The following is a 17,784-nucleotide window of genomic DNA, read 5'->3' as shown; positions in this document are numbered from 1 at the left end:
TTCACCTATCTATTCCTTTCAATGATCTCTTGGTCACGACCCTGCTGCAGCGACCTCGGCCGCAACAAGCGCACGGAGCTCGTCGGCTCCGAACGGGTCAAGCGGTTTGCCATTCACATAGAACGTTGGTGTCTGACGCACGCCCATTGTCTCCACATCTGCACGATCCTGATTAAGGATTGCGAGCGTCTGCGGCGCTTTCATCTGATTTTGTGCGGCCTCTACGTCCAGACCGGCCTGCTCTGCAATGCCAAGGATCAATCCGGGCGCTGGTTCACCGTGGGATGCCCATCGTGGCTGAAATTCGAGGATCGCTTCTTTGACCGGAATATATACGTCCTGCATGCGCGCCGCTTCCATCACCCGGATCGCCTCTTCCGATGCCGCGCCATGAAATGGGGTGTATCGCAATACGACGCGGACCTGATCGCCGTGTTCCGCCATGATGTCCTTTATGATCGGATAGAAAGCACGGCAGGCTTCGCAAGCGGGATCGAAGAACTCCACAATTGTGACCGGCGCGTCTTCGGGTCCCATGATAGGTGAGTAGGGACGCATGAGTGCTTCGGCGATTTCGGGTTGGACCGGATCAACCTGGGCAACCGGGCCAGGGCGGGACTGATACCAAACGGCGGCGGCAAAGACTGCAAGGCCGACAAGTAAGACCGATAGAACTAGAGATTTGTTTTTCACGCGCGCGGCTCCTTCAGAGAGAAAAATGACAAGAACCCGATAAACGCAAAGGCAATCAGCGCCAACAGCGGGATAGGGATTCCAAGAAACAGCTGATTGTCGCCGGTGCAGGACGGGCCAGTCGCCGTGCAGGGTTGGATCGGCTCGGGCAAAACTCCAGTATAGAGACCAAGATGCCAAAGCGCGATAGCAGCGCCACCGAGGGCAAGCGCAACGCCGTAGCGACCGACCCGATGATCCTCGAACCACAGACCAAGGCCCAGAAGGACGGCCAGAGGGAACATAAACGCACGCTGAAACCAGCACAGATTGCACGGAGCCTGCCCCAGAACCTCACCGATATAGAGCACGGCCAAGGAACTCCCCAAAGCGACGATCCACGCGGCGGTCAAAGCCGTCTCTTTTGACATCACCCGGCTCATATCGACATCCGCGCCTTCAGATCGGCAAGGATCTCCTCTGCCGGCGTGCCATATGTCCAGGCACCGACATATCCGCCTTGCGGATCAAAGAGAAACAGCTGAGACGAATGCCCCATCGTGTATCCGTCGGGCGAAGCGGCTTCCTCAATCTTTTCGTAGTAGATGCGAAATGTCTTGGACGTTCTCTCAATTTGATCAGCGGTGCCTGTCAGTCCGATGATGTTTGCGTCAAAATATGGGATAAACTCAGCAAGCGCTTGCGGCGTGTCGCGTTCTGGATCAATCGAGAAAAAAAGCGGCTGGACTTGTGTCGCATCGGAGCCGAGCCCGTCCATCACAGCGGCTACCTCCGCCAGAGTTGTGGGGCACACGTCGGGGCAATTCGCAAAGCCAAAGAAAACGAGCATCCAGCGCCCTGCGAGATATTCGTCTGTTTGGACCATCCCATTATGATCGGTCAGTTCGAAATCCGCCCGGAACGCGGGCTCATAAGCGCGCTGTTCGACTCTGGTAGAAACTTGCAGCCAGACGAACCCCACGATCGCGATCGCAGCGAGTCCCCAAAGCACTTTTTGTAACGCAGATAATCTCATTGGTCGTTTTGCGCCCGATTCCGCCCATTTTTCGTGCGTTCTAAATGTTCTAGCTGCTAGAGGTTCAAGCTGTTTCTTGGCACAGAGGCGGTTTGTCACGGACCCGTGAACAGACCAGTGGCTTGTGCATGCCAATAGCTATAGCTACCAACACTATAGATATGGAGGTTACATGCTTACGATTGGCAGTTTGGGAAAGAAGACCGGAACAAAGGTTCAGACCATCCGGTACTATGAGCAGATCGGTTTGATGCCCGAACCGGGTCGCACAGAAGGCGGACAAAGGCGTTACGGCGATGATGAAGTCGATCGGCTGTCCTTTATCCGGCACGCACGTCAGTTGGGGTTTCCCCTTGAAGCGATCCGCGAGCTTCTTGATCTCAGTGATAATCCCGACCGCTCCTGCCATGAGGCGGATTCCATCGCCCGGCGGCAACTCAAGCAGGTAGAATTAAGGATGGATCGGCTGAAAGCGCTGCGCACAGAGCTGAAGCGCATGATTCATGAATGCAGCGGGGGGAATACGGCGGACTGTAAGGTTCTCGAAGTCTTGCGCGATCATTCGGAGTGTCTGACCGACCATGATGCAATCGGCGCGTAGTCGCGCCAATTGCTCGCATTCCAAAACGGTGTGTAAAACGACAATGGTCGGTCGTACTTGGTTACTAATTACCTTAAGCAGGTTGATAGAGCCGGGCGTGCGGAAGGCCTGTGTTCTCGAACCTCCGGAATGTCTTTGCCAAAGCCAGAGCACCAAGGTCAATGATAGGTTCAAGCAATACAACGATGATGTAGACTGAGGCGAATGCACCTGCATTTGCTAAGGTCTCTGCTGTAAATCCTTGCCCGTAGAATACCCAGAATGCCACCCATGCGACAATTCCACCTTGGAACACCGCAGATAGCTTCGCGGCTTGGCCATAGGTTACTTCAGTGTAAGGGGTGTCGGCCGGTATAATTCGTTGAGCCAATGCCGCCATCGCCAAAACTGGCAGAATGAGCGTGGTCAGGTTCATTCCCAACTGCGGAATGTCTGTGGGTGAAAACAGGAAGCTTTGCGCGACAAGACCAAAGATCAGACCAATAGCTGTTGGAACTGTGCCGAGGATCAGGAAAAGTGTGGTCCCAAGTATCAGATGTACTTCTGACACTCCAACAGGTGGATGCGGCAGAAATTCAAAGAATCCGAGCACCATCGCGCTTGCCGCAGCGGAGCGTCCGACCAAAGCTAAGATGTTACCGTTCTGCTTCACGTGATCAACAGCGAGCTTGGCGACAATTCCAACTGAGGCAACGCCAGTCGCGGTTCCCAGTACGAGTTTTGCGCCGTCCACGACGCCAGGTTCAATATGCATTAGTTCGTCCTTTCTGCACCCATCGTGCAAGATGCCTCCCTAGAGGCGTCACAGTGTACCTGGCAGGTTTCCTGACTCGCGCTTCATCGCGGCAATTCCACCTTCCCGGATCTCTCCAGTGGTATTCGGAATGCAGCTAACGCTCACAGTTGCGTGGGCAGTCTCGGATCAGGACAGGACTTGATGTCCCTACCGCGTTCCCATTTACCCCGCCGCCGCAAATCGGCTTTGGGACCAAGTCCGAGCACCTGATATCCTCGGCCTGCCCGAGTCAAGATGGTTTGTAGAATGCAGTTGGTGTGTAGTCGCTGTGGCAACCAAATTTAGCCCAAGTATGATGCGAAATAACACAAAACTACTCCATCAAACAGCTAGTTACATCAACTCATCTCTTCAACTTTCCGAGAAAAACTAAGCCCAGGACGGATCTCCCTGGTCTCCATCCGAAAAAGCAAAACATCCCCAAGAGCGGAACTCTTGGGGATGTCGTGATCAGACCAAATCAGATTATTCGGCCGTCGCGGCATAGTTCATGATGTGAAAAATCATGTTCTGTTCAATTGTGCCATCGACAAGGTGTGCCCACGGGCCTTTGGCATAGGCGGCGACATCCTCACCCGAATGGGTTTCGGAGGACTTGGGAACCACCGCCTGCTGCAAATAGTCCAGGTCTGTCGCGGCCTCTTCGGTGAGCACCGGTCGCGTACCAAAGAAAGAACCATCCGCTTGTTCGGTCAGAACCGATCCCGCACCGTTCAGGTAGCCTGCGACGGTGAACGGCTTATTGTCGGCTCCCAATTCGGGCTCTCCGGTATGCGCCACGCCTTCGCCGTCGATGCCCATGCACAGGCCAAGGATGTCCGACCCACGCCCGCAATAACCATTGAAGGCAAGTGCATGTTCATGATCAGCCGTCACGATGATCAGGGTGTCGGCATCGTCCGTCAGTTCATCAGCGATCGCGACGGCGTCGGAGAACGCCTTTTGGTCACGTACCGCGCGTGCAAGGTTGCCGCCGTGGTTGGCATGGTCCACGCGACCCGCTTCGACCTGAAGAAAGAAGCCATTGTCCCCCGATTTTGCCTGAAGCGCCTGGATGGCCGCACCGGTCATGTCGGCCAGGCTGGGTTCGTCTTCGCGGTCAGCTTCGTACATCATGTGGCTGCTTTCAAACAACCCGAGGATCGGGGTCCCATCCAAAGGGGTGTTTTCGAAAGACGCCTGATCGGTCGCCAAATGAGCGCCTAGTTCGCTTTGGGCTACGTCCATCAGATTGACCCCGTCTTCGCGGCGCCCGCCTTCGTCACCATGAAAGTTGCGCATGCCGCCGCCCATGGCGACGTCGATCATCCCGGAACGCATGGCCTCGATCAGCTGCGTCGCAATGTCAGTCTGGGTGTCGCAACCTTCAGGCACTGACGCCTCGAAATTGCGGTCCACTGTCTTTGCATAGGCCGAGGCCGGCGTTGCATGTGTGATGCGCGCTGTGGAGACAATGCCGGTTTCTTTTCCCATCTCACTCATAAGTTCGTTCATGGAGGCAACGGTATTGCCCGGCAGCGTCGAACAGTCGCCGCGGTTCACGTTTTCATTCACACCGATGATGCCAGCCTTGGTCTTGATCCCGGCCATCATGGCCGTGCCTGTTCCAGCGCTGTCCGGCGTCTGGGCATTAACGTTGTAGGTCTTGACCAGAGCGAGGTTTGGAAAGGCCTCCTGGGGTTGAACATACTCATCACCAAAGCCGCCCTCTTGCTGGCCTGCAAACAGACGCGATGCGTAGTTTGTACCAACGCCGTTGCCGTCAGAGATCATCAAAATGATGTTGACGGCTCTGTTGGTATTGGGCAGTTTTGCCAACTCTTCGGCCAGACGCTCTTGGCCGGATACGAACCAATCATTTTCTGCCTGCGGCAGGTCTTGTGCTGTCGCCATGCCTGATACCGCGATGGCAAGGGCGGATACCGCTGTTAACGTCTTCATAGTTTTGCTCCTGAAAAGAGGGATGAGTTTGCAGCGAAGATGCGGGTCTTAAGCATCAGATTTGTGACAGCGTGTGCTAAACTAAAATGAAATTTGGATCTTGAATCTATAGTGACTGTAGCAATTACATCTTCACGTAGACGATTCGAGGAGATATAAAATGAGCGCGAATGATCGGCTGTTGGCAACAACCCCAATCCTGAACTTCGACCACCCGTCGATTGCACAATTGATCGAGGACCGAGGGTGGAAAGCCCTTTCTCAACATGACCGGATCGGCGCTGTCTACGATTTCGTCCGCAATGAAATTGCCTTTGGGTACAACCGCGCTGACCACATCTCGGCCGCCGAGGTGCTCGCTGACGGTTTTGGTCAATGCAACACCAAGGGCACGCTTCTCATGGCCCTGTTGCGCGCGGTAAGTGTGCAGTGCCGCCTTCACGGGTTCACGATCCACAAAGAGCTGCAACGGGGTGTTGTGCCAGAGCTCGTCTATCCTCTTGCACCCAATGAGATCGTCCACTCTTGGGTTGAGGTGGAGACGGAGACGGGTTGGGCAAACCTCGAAGGATTCATTCTGGATGCGGAGTTTCTATCAGCGCTGCAATCCAAATTTGCCGATTCACACAGTCTCTGCGGTTACGGGGCAGGGACCGACTGCCTGCAGGCGCCGCCAGTGGAGTGGACGGGGGGCGATACCTACATCCAAGAGACCGGTATTGCCCAGGACTTTGGTACTTTCGACGCGCCCGACAACTTCTACGCCGCTCATCAGCAGTCATTCAGCTTCGTAAAGGGCATATTGTATCGCCATATCATACGCCATTGGATGAACGCCCGCGTGCGCCGGATCAGATCAGGTAGTGTGCCGCAGATCCCTGGCTTGGCATTGCCTAATCATAGACACGAGGAATCGCGTCATGCCTCATGATCACGGCCACGCGCATATTGATCCCGCGTCAGGCGACCGCCGTGTCTCCATCGCTATCTGGGCCAACGCACTTCTGACGGTTGTACAGATTGTGGGCGGCATCCTCTCTGGCAGCCTCGCTCTCATAGCGGATGCACTGCACAACTTCTCAGACATGGCGTCTCTGGTAATCGCGTTCGCAGCCCGAAAGATATCCCGAAGACCCGCCGACAAGCGCATGACTTTTGGCTATGGCCGGATTGAAGTTGTGGCTGCCTTGATCAACTACACCACCCTCATCCTCGTCGGTATCTATCTCATTTACGAGGGCGGGATGCGCATGATCGAACCGACCGAAGTGGCCGGTTGGACTGTGGTGATCCTGGGCTCAGTGGCGCTGGTCGTCGACACGCTGACAGCGCTGCTGACGTATTCGATGCAAAAGGGCAGCGTGAACATCCGGGCGCTTTTCCTGCACAATCTGTCAGACGCACTGGCCTCTGTTGCGGTGATCATCGGCGGCTCGCTCATCCTGCTCTATAATATGTGGTGGGTCGATCCGGCGATCACGATCGGCATCGCGCTCTACATCCTTTACCTCGCTCTAACTGAAATCGGCGGACCCATTCGCATCCTGATGCTGGGAAGTCCACCTGACCTCGACAATGACGCAATTGTTGCCGCAATCAGAGACGTCGACGGGGTCCATGACGTCCACCACGTTCATCTTTGGCAGATGCAAGAGAACGAGGCGGCGCTGGATTGCCATATAGTGACCATCGATGGCTCATCCGGCGAAGGGATCAAAGCTGCCATAAAGGCGCGTCTCGCCGAAGAGTTCGGCATCCGGCACTCCACGCTCGAATTCGAAGACTTGGAGAATGCTCATGAGAGCGCACAACTCTATGGACACGAGCAGACAAAAGCATGATGGAAACTACGCTTGTTCTTTCTGGTCTAGGAATTGCTGCAGCAACACTGGCTTCGATCCTTTGGTCAATTGTTTCCCCAAAGCGCCGTATCTGGCCGCCCCAACGTTACACGGCGATCACTCCAATTCTGGTCTGGGTGCCAACGTTTTCGTTGTTTGGCGTATTCATTGTGCTTGGCGTCTTGGGGTGGGGCATTTTGGCGTTTCCCAACTGGCTCCGGTTCGGGGTTGGGATACCTCTCATTCTGTTTGGCAATTTTGTCGTCTGGACTGAAGTCGCTCATTTCGGGATAGCGCAAACTGGTGGAGCTAAAGGCACGTTGAAGACTACCGGCATGTATCGCTACTCTCGAAACCCTCAATACATGGCGGATATGGCAATCGTCGGTGGATGGATGATCCTTACGTCTTCACCCTCGGCTCTCATTGTAGGAACAGCGGCCATCCTTGTTTTGATTGCCGCGCCATTCGCAGAAGAGCCGTGGCTAAAGGACCTGTACGGTTCTGAATTTGAAGAGTATCGGGCTTCAACCCGTCGCTTTCTCTAAATCGCTTCACAAAAATGTCATTCCCGGATCGCTTGACCCTCTAGCTACTAGAGGTCTTACGACTCAAAAAAATGGAGGAAAGCTGTGAGCAGAATAATTAAAAACCGCAGGCAGTTTCTGTCAACAACAGCCGCCGCCGTCATCGGACTTCCGGCCTTGGTAAAGGCCCAGTCTGTGGAGCAACCGACCGGAACGGCGGTACGCAGGAATATCTCGTCCTTCAGCGCTCAGCCATGGCAAGACCACTTTGATAATCTCGAGCATGGGGCGATCCTCTGCGACATCAATTCAAGAGCCGTTCAGTTCTGGTCTGAGGACGAAAGTATTTACAAGCTCTACCCGTCGAGCGTGCCTCAATCAGAAGAGTTGACCCGGCGGGGATACACAAGGGTCGTTCAAAAAGTAGAAGGTCCGAGTTGGAGACCGACACCTTCGATGAAGGAGCGTAATCCTGAATGGCCTGACTACTGGCCACCGGGCCCGGACAACCCTCTCGGCACACACGCGCTCTATCTTTCCTGGCAATATTACCGTGTCCACGGGACCGGCGACACACGCAAGATCGGGCGTCAGTCTTCCAATGGGTGCATTGGGCTGTACAACGAGCATATCGCAGAGTTGTTCGATCTGGCGGAAGTCGGCACCCAAGTCAGACTTTTTTAGTTCACTGATTGTCCCGTGACAGCGGCGGGCCTTTTGGCCGCCAATCTGAAGTGTATTCCAAAGATCGTATGCACGGCGAAACAGCCAAGGGTTCATGATAGAAACTGCCGTGGATCGACGTTGCTCTACCTTTTTCTTGGAGGCAGAAGTCGATGCAAGGTGACAGCGACGGGACGACAACCATATTCTCTATTGGCATCACATGGGCGGCTTTAGTATTCGCCGTAATTTTGGCTCTGTTTTGCGTCGTTTGGGTCTGCAAGCGATGGAACGGCCGAAACCGGAAGTAATAGCCATTTTGAATCCGCCAGCCGACGCCCGATCTTCAAGACGGAGCTGTGACCTCGCGTATAAAAAGGACTGGAAGTCGACCTGTTTCGGTACGCGCTTTACTGAAACGAAGAATGTTCTGCGAAGCTACCCTCAGCGGACATGGTACGGATGAGACGTCTATTCCGACTCTTGCTTAGAGGGTTCATCGCCGCAGCAATCATAACAATAGTTGCGATCGTATTGGCGATTTGGCTGATGACTCGATCAATTCCAGACTACACGGCAAGTTTCAATGTTGAGGGTCTATCGGCACCGGTCGATATCGTGAGAGACGCTTACGCAGTTCCACACATTTTTGGAACGAACGACCCCGATGTCTTTTTTGGGCTTGGAGTCGCTCACGCGCAAGACAGGCTGTGGCAAATGACCCTTCTAAGAAGAATTGCCCAAGGACGCCTATCTGAACTCTTCGGACGAAGCACTTTGGCCTATGACGATTTCATGCGCAGACTTGATCTGGCCGAGGCCGCTCGTTCTTCGCTTTCCGCCCAGGACGACAAAACGCGTGAAGCTCTCAACGCCTATGCGGAAGGGGTGAATGCGTGGATTGAGGAAATCAACAAAGGTGCGTTGGGGCGAGGTGCACCAGAATTCTTTCTGTTTGAAAGCTCCATCGCGCCATGGAGACCAGAGGACAGCATCGCAATTCTCAAGCTTTTTGCGTTACAGAGCTCGGGTCAATTCCAAGAAGAGGTTTTGAGGGCTCGCCTCTCTATGCTCATTCCCCCCGCACGCGTTTCTGATCTTCTCCCGGCGTCATTTGCCAATGATGATCGCAACATACCAAGGTACTTTGACCAGTTTCCGAATGCTCGTCTCGGCGCCATTCGATTTGAACCCGCTGAACTGAGCAGATTGTCGCCTCTTAGAAGTCCCAATCTCAATTCGTCGATGCTTGCCTGGGCTGCCACCCGCAACCGAACCGTTTCAGGCAACGCGGTAGTTGCCGGTATTTTCGACACTCAGTTGGCCATACCTTCGCTCTGGTACCTCGCTGGGTTGGAGCTTCAAGTCGGTGGCGTCATCGGTGCGACAATACCTGGGTTGCCGGTCATACTGTCAGGTCGTAACAGCAGTCTGGCATGGTCTGGAACCACATCGAACATCGACGACCAGGATCTTTTTATTGAGAAGCTACTCGACACAGGCTCTCGTGAGGTACTGACACCGGCGGGACCCCGGCCAATCGTTTCGCGCCCCTCCGTTATACGCATTCGGGGCGAAGCGCCCGTGACTATTCGCTTGGAGCGAAGCGAAAACGGTCCGATCGTTCAATCTGACTTGTTCGGTTTATCGTCGGTCATTCCAGAAGGGCACATTGCCTCTCTGGCATGGACCGGCCTGTCCACAAATGACACTTCCATAAGTGCGCTCATGGGTTTGATGACTGCAAAGAGTACAGATCAAGGGTTCTTGGCAATGCGATCCTTCATCGCACCCGCTATGAAGATGATCATTGCAGACGAGGAAAATCTCGCAAGTCAGTTTGTTGGCGTCCAACCAATTCGAGATCCTCGAAATGCGTTTGCGGGGTCTATGCCAGCACCTGGATGGCTGTCGGAAAGCCGCTGGCTTGAGACTGGCCCAGGTGACACCTCGGAGGACGCCGAGTTATCCGATCCAAACTCCCAGACACAAATTGATCGCGACATAGACAATCAAGCGCCCTCTCCCGAATTTGTTTGGGCAGACGGACGAAGCTTTAGGTTAGGTCGCCTTACGAGGCTGCTTGAGGCGCGCGACGTCCACACCCGGGACGGTTTCGTTGAGTATCAGCAAGACACTATCAGTCCGGCCGCAAGGGGCCTGTTGCCACTCATCGCCAAGAACTTGTGGTTTTCAGAACCACCCGCGCCCCAAGGAACTCTTGCCCGACGGCGTGCCGAAGCTCTGCAAATGCTGGCAGATTGGAACGGCGACATGAACGAGCACATGGCGGAACCCCTGATCTATACCGCTTGGATGCGCGCCCTCCAGCAACGGTTGATAAACGACGAGTTGAGCAAAATGGCTGAGGGATTGCCTGTCATTCAGACACTTTTTCTCGAGCGCGTGTTCCGCGATGTCGATGGTGCCTCAATCTGGTGCGACGTAGTTCAATCGGAAGAAATCGAGACCTGTGATCAGATCGCTAGCCTCGCGCTCGACGATTCACTGTTATGGCTCGAAGAAACATTTGGGCGTGGCGATTTGAGTACTTTGAGGTGGGGAGATGCCCATCAAACCGCACTTGATCATCCTATCCTGAGTTGGTCTCGAGGTTTCAGTTTCATGTCAAACATTCGACTTCCGTTCTCAGGCGGCGACACCACTCTTTTCCTTGGATTTTCTGCGGGTGCATCCGAGGACCCGTTCCAGGCTGATTTTGGATCGACTTTCCGTGGGGTCTATGACCTTTCTGATCCAAACAGTTCGGTATACATAGCATCAACCGGACAGTCGGGCCATTTTCTCAGCCGCTTTTACGATGATCTTGGTCGATTGTGGCGGCGTGGAGAGTATGTCCCTATGTATCTTGAGCGACAACTCGTGAATGCCGGGTCGGTGGGAACGACAAGTCTGCTGCCACAGCGCAACTGAATGAAATGAAGGCAATCCGGCTTTCCTGCACCACAGATACTTAGAGCTATTGTGCCGCACAATGGCAATCTGGACCATGAAGGCGGGATTGGACCTGTCCTTCTTGAGTTGCGGCTTGGTGGAAAGCTCAAGAATCTGATGACAATTTCGCATACAGGGGTCAAAGTTCGGCACGCCGCAATCGAAGCGCATTCGCAATGACCGATACTGACGACAGGCTCATGGCTGCGGCAGCGATCATTGGCGAAAGAAGCAACCCGAAAATGGGGTAGAGAATGCCAGCCGCGACAGGAACACCTGCAGTGTTATAGGCAAACGCAAAAAATAGGTTCTGTTTGATATTTCGAACCGTTGCTTTTGCGAGCCTGCGGGCTCTGACAATGCCTACCAGATCGCCTCCCAATAGTGTGATGCCAGCGCTTTCGACGGCAACGTCGGCACCGGTACCCATCGCAATCCCGACATCGGCAGCCGCTAGGGCAGGCGCATCGTTTACGCCATCTCCGGCCATGGCAATCTGGGCGCCTTCATGCCTCAAGTTTTCCACCAGGGCTTTCTTGTCTTCCGGCAAAACCCCTGCATGAACTTCATCTATTCCAAGCTTCAAAGCGACGGCTTCCGCCGTCTTTTGATTGTCACCAGTCGCCATGATGACCCTGAGCCCGAGGCGATGAAGATCGTCAATGGCACCGGCCGTGGTTTCTTTGATCGGGTCAGCGACTGCCACGATCCCGGCGAACCTACCATCGACTGCTATGAACATGGCAGTCTTTCCAGAAGCCCTGAGGTCATTTGCAGCATGTTCAGCAACCGAATGGTCCACATTGATTTCGTCCATCATTGCTGGATTTCCGAGAGCGACATCATGGCCGTCAACTTGACCTCTGACACCTTTGCCAGTGATAGCCTCGAAGTTTGTTGCTTCAAAAAGCGACAGGCCTTGCTCTCGTGCACCCTCCACAATCGCCTCCGCAAGGGGGTGCTCTGAGCCTCGTTCTAAGGCTGCAACAAGGGTAAGAACATCATTTTCAGAGTGCCCACCCGTGACCACCAAATCTGTGAGCTTCGGACGCCCTTGGGTGAGGGTGCCAGTCTTATCAACAATGACCGTATCGACGCGCGCCATCCGCTCAAGTGCCTCTGCATCCTTGATCAAGACACCCGCTTGTGCCCCGCGGCCCGCAGCAGTGGTGATCGAGATCGGTGTTGCGAGACCCAATGCGCAAGGGCAGGCGATAATAAGCACAGAGACTGCAGCTGTTATCGCAAATGCAAGTGCCGGATCTGGCCCGAACATGAGCCAAGCGATGAACGATGTGACCGCAATGAGAACGACCGTTGGCACGAATACTGACGACACACGGTCTGCTAGTCCCTGAATTGGCGCGCGCGACCGTTTCGCTCCAGCGACCATATCCACGATCTGAGAAAGGACTGTGTCCGCCCCGACTTGCGTGGCCCTCACCATCAACGTGCCGTTTTTGTTGATCGTCCCGCCCGTGACCCGGTCCCCTTGTGTTTTTTCAACGGGAAGCGGCTCTCCAGTAATCATGCTTTCGTCGATTGATGAACGCCCCTCAAGCACGTCAGCGTCCACTGGGATGCTGTCACCGGGTCGCACGCGTAGCGTATCGCCAGCAATGATATGCTCCAGCGGTGCGTCGTATTCGGTCCCGTCCGGCATAATACGGCGGGCTGTTTTCGGTGCGAGATCAAGCAAGGCGCGGATTGCATCACCCGTTCGTTCCCGTGCACGCAATTCAAGCACCTGACCGACAAAGATCAATGTGACGATCACAACTGCGGCTTCGTAATAAGTGCCGACGCCTTCGCCGGTTTGGTACGCCGAAGGAAAAATTCCAGGCAAGAAGGTCGCGGCAAGCGAATAGGTGTAGGCGGCTCCGACCCCGAGCGCGATAAGCGTCCACATGTTTGGAGATAGAGTCGTTATGGAATCCCACCCCCTTTTGAAGAACGGGAGCGCGGCCCAGAGAATGATCGGCGTTGCGAGGAGGAATTCGATGTAGACTGCATTCTGATGACCGATCCACGCGCGCACGGGCAGACCGACCAGTTCGCCCATGGTCAAGATGACCAGCGGAACTGCGGCTGCCGCGCTGATCCACATGCGCTTCGTGAAATCGGAGAGTTCTTCGGACGGCTCATCCGATGGGAGCATTGGCTCAAGCGCCATACCACAAATCGGGCACGCGCCAGGCTCGTCCCTGAGGATTTCGGGATGCATCGGGCAAGTCCATTGAGTACTTGCCTTGCTATGCGTTTGCGCCTTTTGCGCATGTCCCGAGGCGTAGTAATATGGGTCGCTGCGAAACTTCGTTTCACAGTTCTCTGAACAAAAATGGAAGGTCTCCCCTCCAAATTCAGTATTCCGGGGATTTTCGTTGACCTCAACGGTCATGCCACACACCGGATCGATCACTGTCGTGGCGTTCGAAGCGGTCGCGGCCTGCATGGTGTTGTGGTGTTGATCTTGATCCGTGCTCATCGTCTCAATCCTTGATATTCAAGACGATCATACAACTAGCTCCTCCAGTAGCTGGAAGGTCAAGGCAGACTCAGCATGCATATGTAACAATTCGTATCGGGTTCGAGATTTTTAGGTCTCCGCCCGTGAAACCCGCTAGCCCAGTGTCAATATCATGCCTTCCGAAACCGATAATGTGGGAATGTGAAGGTTCTCTGGTTCGGGCCCTTTCCGGATACGTCCCGCAGTATCATAGTGGGATCCATGACATGGACAGAACCAGCCGCCAAAGTCGCCGGCACCATCACCGAGGGGCACACAACCGAGATGTGTGCAAACACCAATCATAACCAAGAAATTCTCATGTCCGGGCAGTGCTCTATTTTCGTCTGTGGCCGGATCTTCACCAGGAATATTTGGATTTCGAGCCACTGCATCGGGCAATGACGACACGTCCTCGGAGCGCGCCTGAGCGATCTCTTCTTCATTTCGGTGGCGGATAAAGACCGGTTTGCCCCTCCAACTTACTGTCAGTTGTGTTCCAGGCTCTACATCCGAAATGTCGACCCGGATGCTTGAGAGAGCCCGAACATCTGCAGATGGATTCATTTGATTGATCAAAGGCCAAACTGCCGAGCCAGTGGCAACTGCTCCCGCTCCGGCAGTCGCATAGTAAAGAAAATCCCGGCGATGCTGTTCGGTTTGCAACTCTGTCATGATTCGACTCTAGGGGCTTCCTGCGTGGGAAGGTCAATGTTGAGCAAGGCGGGTGAAGGAGTTGCTCTAGTCGGTAATCCAAACTCAGGAAGCTTTGTTTCGGCCGGAGGGGCGCAAAATCGCCACCAGAATCAACGGTGTTGCTGTCATCACTCCGAGACCAACGATGACCCACTCAGCAGCGTCGAAACTCCCTGACATCGCTTCTGCTCCAATATGCGCGAGCAGGAAGCTCGCGGGAAGAATTCCGGCGAGTGTTGCAATCAAAAAGCGCCAAAGGTGAAGGCGGCTAAGGCCCGCAGCATAGCTCATTGCATCAAACGAGATGAAGGGCAAAAGACGGGAAGCAAACACCGTCAAAGTAAGCAAATTTTGAGACCCGAGCAAACCATAAGCGGCCTTGTTACCTAGCCATCGCTCGACGTAGACGCGCCCTAGGTAACGCGCGATGATGAACGCTGACAATGCACCCAGTTCCGACCCGATGGCTACATAGATGGCTCCTTCCATGTGGCCATAGGCAACTCCGCTTACAAGGGCGATCGGGGCACTGGGAATGGGGCTTGCAACGATTGATCCCATCATCAGCAAAACAATCAGAAGTGGCCCCCAAGGACCGGCACCATCAACCCAGCCCTCGATGGTTTCCCGGGTTATGTTCGGCCAATAATCCAAGGCCCACATGCCAGTGAGCAGCGCCGCAAGCACTGCGATCAGAACTAGTCCCAAGTGACGGGGATGCGTGTTACCCGATCGCATAGAGCGCCACGAAAACCGCTACAACGTCGACGTGAAAAGGACGCCCGATGTTCGATCCATTATCCATTTTGATCCCTCAATAAAGGCCAAGCACAACTGTCATGGTTCCAGCGAGTAGAGGGTCAAGCACATTCTTCATCATGAGACACTGAATTGTCCCATCATGCCGCCGTCTTCATGTTCAAGAATGTGACAATGATACATATACGGTGCCGACGATGGCGCCGGTTTTTCGAACGTTATCGCCAGTTCAACCTCGCCAGCCACGAGAACGGTGTCTTTCCAGCCCCTGTTCTCTGCCCGCGGCTGGCGTCCGTTGTCGGACAAGACTTGAAAGCGCACCCCATGAATATGGAACGGGTGCATCATCATGTCGCCGCGGACAATCCAGCGCTCGGTGCTTTTGAGCTTGGTAGAGAAATTGAGGGCGTTTTGATCATAGGGCGCGCCATTGATTGAAAACTGATTGCCGGAGCGGGACATCATCATGCCCATTCCCATCGACATGTCTAGAGTTAGACGCCGAACGGGGATATCGTTGGAAGAAAGGTCAGGCAACGGGCCATCCATGGCATCGGGCAGGGTGTCGATACGGACGGGGAGGGTTGTATCGACGGCGAAGTGCAGCACCGTAAAACGACCGCCAGAACCACTTCCCATCATTCCACCCATGGCGGAGTTTGCAATATCGTCGGACACCAGGACGCTGTCCCTGCCATCCGTGAAATCAATGAGAACTTCGACCCTTTCTCCTGGCGCAAGCACCATACGAGTGAGTGCAACCGGTCGATCCAGGAATCCGCCATCCGTCGCCACGAGGTGAAGTGGCCGATCGTCGGCCAAGGACAGTCGGTAAATCCGCGCATTCGAACCGTTGACAAGACGGCACCGCACGACCCCCTTGGGAACTGCCGCTGAGGCTCCTGCCTGCCCGTTCACGAGCATTGTGTCACCTCGAAAACCATTCATCGATTGATGCATGCCGACATCGTATGTCATGCGACCGCGCCAATTAAATTGACGGTCCTGCAGTACGAGGGTCAAGTCATCAACCGCATAGGTGGACGGCAGACCACGTTCATCGTCTTCCCCATCGGTAACATGCAGAACACCTGCCAGTCCGAACATGACCTGTCGGGCTGTCGAACCGTGCACATGGCTATGATACCATGCTGTTGCTGGAGGCTGATCAAGGTTGAGTACCGGGTCCCATGATCGTCCGGGCGCGATGGCCTGATGCGGCCCACCATCGAAGGGGCCTGGAACAAGCAACCCATGCCAATGCGACGAGACGGGTTCGTCCAGAGTGTTTTGCACCTCGGCCAAAGTATCTGCATCGGTCAAAAGCCGGATCGTTGGTCCAAGATAGCCTTGGTTGTAACCGATGGTTTCGGTCGCGGAACTGCCGCGAAATCGGGTCGCGCCAGATTGAGCTTTCAGCTGAAATCGTCGCGATGTTGTTGCATCCAGAAGCTCTGGGTATTCAAGCTTCCGCCCTGTGCCGGATAGCGCAGCAGATGGCAGCACAGCGGCGGCTCCGAAACCTGCGGCATATCCAATAGCTTCACGGCGGTTCAAGAGGCGCACGTCAGGCCAAGCCTTCCGGAAGGGCCGCCAGGGCAGCTTCCATGCTGACAACCGGATGGCCGGCTGCAATCCAACCTTGCCCGGCGGCAGATCCGAGCATTCCTTCGGATACATCAACAAAGTCACTATACCCAGCTTGCTGGAGACTCCGCATCACACTTCCTGACCGACCACCAGTTGCACAAATGAGGGCGACAGGCCGGCCTTTGGCCATTGCACGGGCTGAAAAAAGCCGCTCGGGGAACCGATCTTCGTGCATGCTGATCGGCCAGGCTCCTTCAGCAATCCCGGTGTCGGCCCATTCCGGCCGCGAACGGACGTCGATCATCCGGACGCGATCTTGCCGCAGCGCATTATACGCGGAGTCAGATGACCAAATCTTGGCTGTCTGTGCGACGGCTAAAGTTGGTGAGACGGCTGCAGCGATCAAGGCTAATCCGACCGTGCGACGTGTCAGATCGGATGGCATCGGAGGCCTCCTTTGGAATAGGCAGGCCTGACGCTTTGCTTATTCATTGTCGCTACCATGGTGATCGGCAGATCCGGACGCATCCGACGTTGTTTGCATGTCGCCCATCCGTGTACCGGCGGCGTCCATTTCTTGCTGAGTGATCTGACCATCGGCATCCGCGTCCAGATGCTGGAATCGGTCAACCATGCGGTCGCGAACGACATTCATGTGCAAGGTCTCGAATTCCTCGAGGGTCAGCGCACCGTTGGCGTCGGCATCAAATTCTCGCAACTTCACGCCCATGTGCGCGCGCATGTTCTGAGGATCACCGCTGGGCATCATCATGGCCATCATATCACGATCCATCATACCCATCATACCGCCGCGGCCACCCATCCTGGATGCGTGCATCTTCATCATGTTCTGCATCATGGACATCATGTCCCCACTCATCATACCAGTTTGCGCGGCACCATCGCCCATTGTCATGTTGGACATTGCGCCCGTATCAGGCTGAGTTTCGCCGCCGACATGCGACTCCGCAAACGCAGCTTGCGATATGCCAAAGGTAGTCAGCACGCAAAGTGCAAAAATGCTTCTATTTGCCATCGGTCTTTCCTTTCCAACTTACTCTCGAAACATCGTTATTATGTCGGATCAGATAAAGACCGGGGGAGGGGGTGTTTTGTAATGATATGTCACAGGGCTCTTTGTTACAAACGGTGACAAAGCAACCCCTGACAGTTTGCAGGCCGACTTGGTAGGAATGGTACG

The 17,784-nt window shown here is 54.7% G+C and carries 17 protein-coding genes and 1 riboswitch; of the genes, 6 read left to right on the top strand and 11 right to left on the bottom strand.

The features are described 5' to 3' along the window. Positions 1-33: 33 nt before the first annotated feature. The 3 genes from QO231_RS21800 to QO231_RS21790 are packed head-to-tail and all read right to left on the bottom strand — an operon-like array spanning position 34 to position 1,708. Positions 34-693 (bottom strand): DsbA family protein, encoded by a 660-nt coding sequence (locus QO231_RS21800; protein ID WP_316781577.1) that lies wholly within the window; start codon positions 691-693, stop codon positions 34-36. Further along, positions 690-1,115: a disulfide bond formation protein B gene (locus QO231_RS21795; protein ID WP_072629833.1), complete on the bottom strand. Its 426-nt coding sequence runs from the start codon at positions 1,113-1,115 to the stop codon at positions 690-692. Before QO231_RS21795 ends, QO231_RS21800 begins: the two co-directional genes overlap by 4 nt. Beyond that, on the bottom strand, positions 1,112-1,708 hold the full coding sequence (locus QO231_RS21790) for an SCO family protein (protein WP_316781622.1): 597 nt from the start codon (positions 1,706-1,708) through the stop codon (positions 1,112-1,114). Before QO231_RS21790 ends, QO231_RS21795 begins: the two co-directional genes overlap by 4 nt. 172 nt (positions 1,709-1,880) lie before the next feature. Here QO231_RS21790 and QO231_RS21785 point away from each other — a divergent pair, with 172 nt between their 5' ends. After that, positions 1,881-2,309, top strand: coding sequence for a MerR family transcriptional regulator (locus QO231_RS21785; protein WP_316781574.1), 429 nt, complete (start codon positions 1,881-1,883; stop codon positions 2,307-2,309). 73 nt (positions 2,310-2,382) lie between these two features. Here QO231_RS21785 and QO231_RS21780 read toward each other — a convergent pair whose 3' ends face one another. Beyond that, entirely contained in the window at positions 2,383-3,063 is a 681-nt protein-coding gene (locus QO231_RS21780; protein ID WP_316781572.1) for an energy-coupling factor ABC transporter permease, read from the bottom strand. 44 nt (positions 3,064-3,107) lie between these two features. Beyond that, a riboswitch (cobalamin riboswitch) is annotated at positions 3,108-3,317 on the bottom strand. Positions 3,318-3,570: 253 nt separating this feature from the next. Then, complete coding sequence (locus QO231_RS21775) at positions 3,571-5,046, bottom strand: alkaline phosphatase (RefSeq protein WP_316781570.1); 1,476 nt, start codon at positions 5,044-5,046, stop codon at positions 3,571-3,573. A gap of 160 nt (positions 5,047-5,206) precedes the next feature. On the opposite strand from QO231_RS21775, the gene QO231_RS21770 reads away from it, so the two are divergent. The 5 genes from QO231_RS21770 to QO231_RS21750 all read left to right on the top strand — a co-directional run bounded on the left by QO231_RS21770 (position 5,207) and on the right by QO231_RS21750 (position 11,011). Next, positions 5,207-5,977 carry a transglutaminase-like domain-containing protein gene (locus tag QO231_RS21770; protein ID WP_316781569.1) on the top strand — a complete coding sequence of 257 codons (771 nt, stop codon included), beginning with the start codon at positions 5,207-5,209 and terminating at the stop codon, positions 5,975-5,977. Beyond that, positions 5,967-6,887, top strand: coding sequence for a cation diffusion facilitator family transporter (locus QO231_RS21765; RefSeq protein WP_121027762.1), 921 nt, complete (start codon positions 5,967-5,969; stop codon positions 6,885-6,887). The genes QO231_RS21770 and QO231_RS21765 overlap by 11 nt, the downstream gene beginning before the upstream one ends. Then, positions 6,884-7,435, top strand: a complete 552-nt coding sequence (locus QO231_RS21760; protein WP_072629826.1) for a methyltransferase family protein — start codon at positions 6,884-6,886, stop codon at positions 7,433-7,435. The genes QO231_RS21765 and QO231_RS21760 overlap by 4 nt, the downstream gene beginning before the upstream one ends. Before the next feature lie 141 nt (positions 7,436-7,576). Further along, the gene (locus tag QO231_RS21755) at positions 7,577-8,098 is read left to right on the top strand and encodes a L,D-transpeptidase (protein WP_370399028.1); all 522 of its coding nucleotides are present in this window, start codon (positions 7,577-7,579) and stop codon (positions 8,096-8,098) included. A gap of 441 nt (positions 8,099-8,539) precedes the next feature. Next, the gene (locus tag QO231_RS21750; RefSeq protein WP_121027759.1) at positions 8,540-11,011 is read left to right on the top strand and encodes a penicillin acylase family protein; all 2,472 of its coding nucleotides are present in this window, start codon (positions 8,540-8,542) and stop codon (positions 11,009-11,011) included. A 160-nt stretch (positions 11,012-11,171) separates the two neighbouring features. Here the strand turns inward: QO231_RS21750 and QO231_RS21745 are convergent, their stop codons facing one another. The 6 genes from QO231_RS21745 to QO231_RS21720 all read right to left on the bottom strand — a co-directional run bounded on the left by QO231_RS21745 (position 11,172) and on the right by QO231_RS21720 (position 17,619). Beyond that, positions 11,172-13,484, bottom strand: coding sequence for a heavy metal translocating P-type ATPase (locus QO231_RS21745; protein ID WP_245990266.1), 2,313 nt, complete (start codon positions 13,482-13,484; stop codon positions 11,172-11,174). A gap of 168 nt (positions 13,485-13,652) precedes the next feature. Then, positions 13,653-14,213, bottom strand: a complete 561-nt coding sequence (petA, locus tag QO231_RS21740) for a ubiquinol-cytochrome c reductase iron-sulfur subunit (RefSeq protein ID WP_316781563.1) — start codon at positions 14,211-14,213, stop codon at positions 13,653-13,655. 84 nt (positions 14,214-14,297) lie between these two features. Next, positions 14,298-14,942, bottom strand: a complete 645-nt coding sequence (locus QO231_RS21735) for a TVP38/TMEM64 family protein (protein ID WP_240310510.1) — start codon at positions 14,940-14,942, stop codon at positions 14,298-14,300. 168 nt (positions 14,943-15,110) lie between these two features. After that, positions 15,111-16,499 carry a multicopper oxidase domain-containing protein gene (locus tag QO231_RS21730; RefSeq protein WP_316781619.1) on the bottom strand — a complete coding sequence of 463 codons (1,389 nt, stop codon included), beginning with the start codon at positions 16,497-16,499 and terminating at the stop codon, positions 15,111-15,113. A gap of 61 nt (positions 16,500-16,560) precedes the next feature. After that, positions 16,561-17,028 carry a rhodanese-like domain-containing protein gene (locus tag QO231_RS21725; RefSeq protein ID WP_121027747.1) on the bottom strand — a complete coding sequence of 156 codons (468 nt, stop codon included), beginning with the start codon at positions 17,026-17,028 and terminating at the stop codon, positions 16,561-16,563. A gap of 39 nt (positions 17,029-17,067) precedes the next feature. Then, a complete protein-coding gene (locus tag QO231_RS21720) occupies positions 17,068-17,619 on the bottom strand; it encodes an EF-hand domain-containing protein (RefSeq protein ID WP_121027744.1) in 552 nt (183 codons plus the stop codon). Between the last annotated feature and the right edge of the window lie 165 nt (positions 17,620-17,784).

The organism is Sedimentitalea todarodis (assembly GCF_032595355.1).
Taxonomy (GTDB): Bacteria; Pseudomonadota; Alphaproteobacteria; order Rhodobacterales; family Rhodobacteraceae; genus Sedimentitalea; species Sedimentitalea todarodis.
This window is presented reverse-complemented; position numbering and strand designations above follow the sequence as displayed.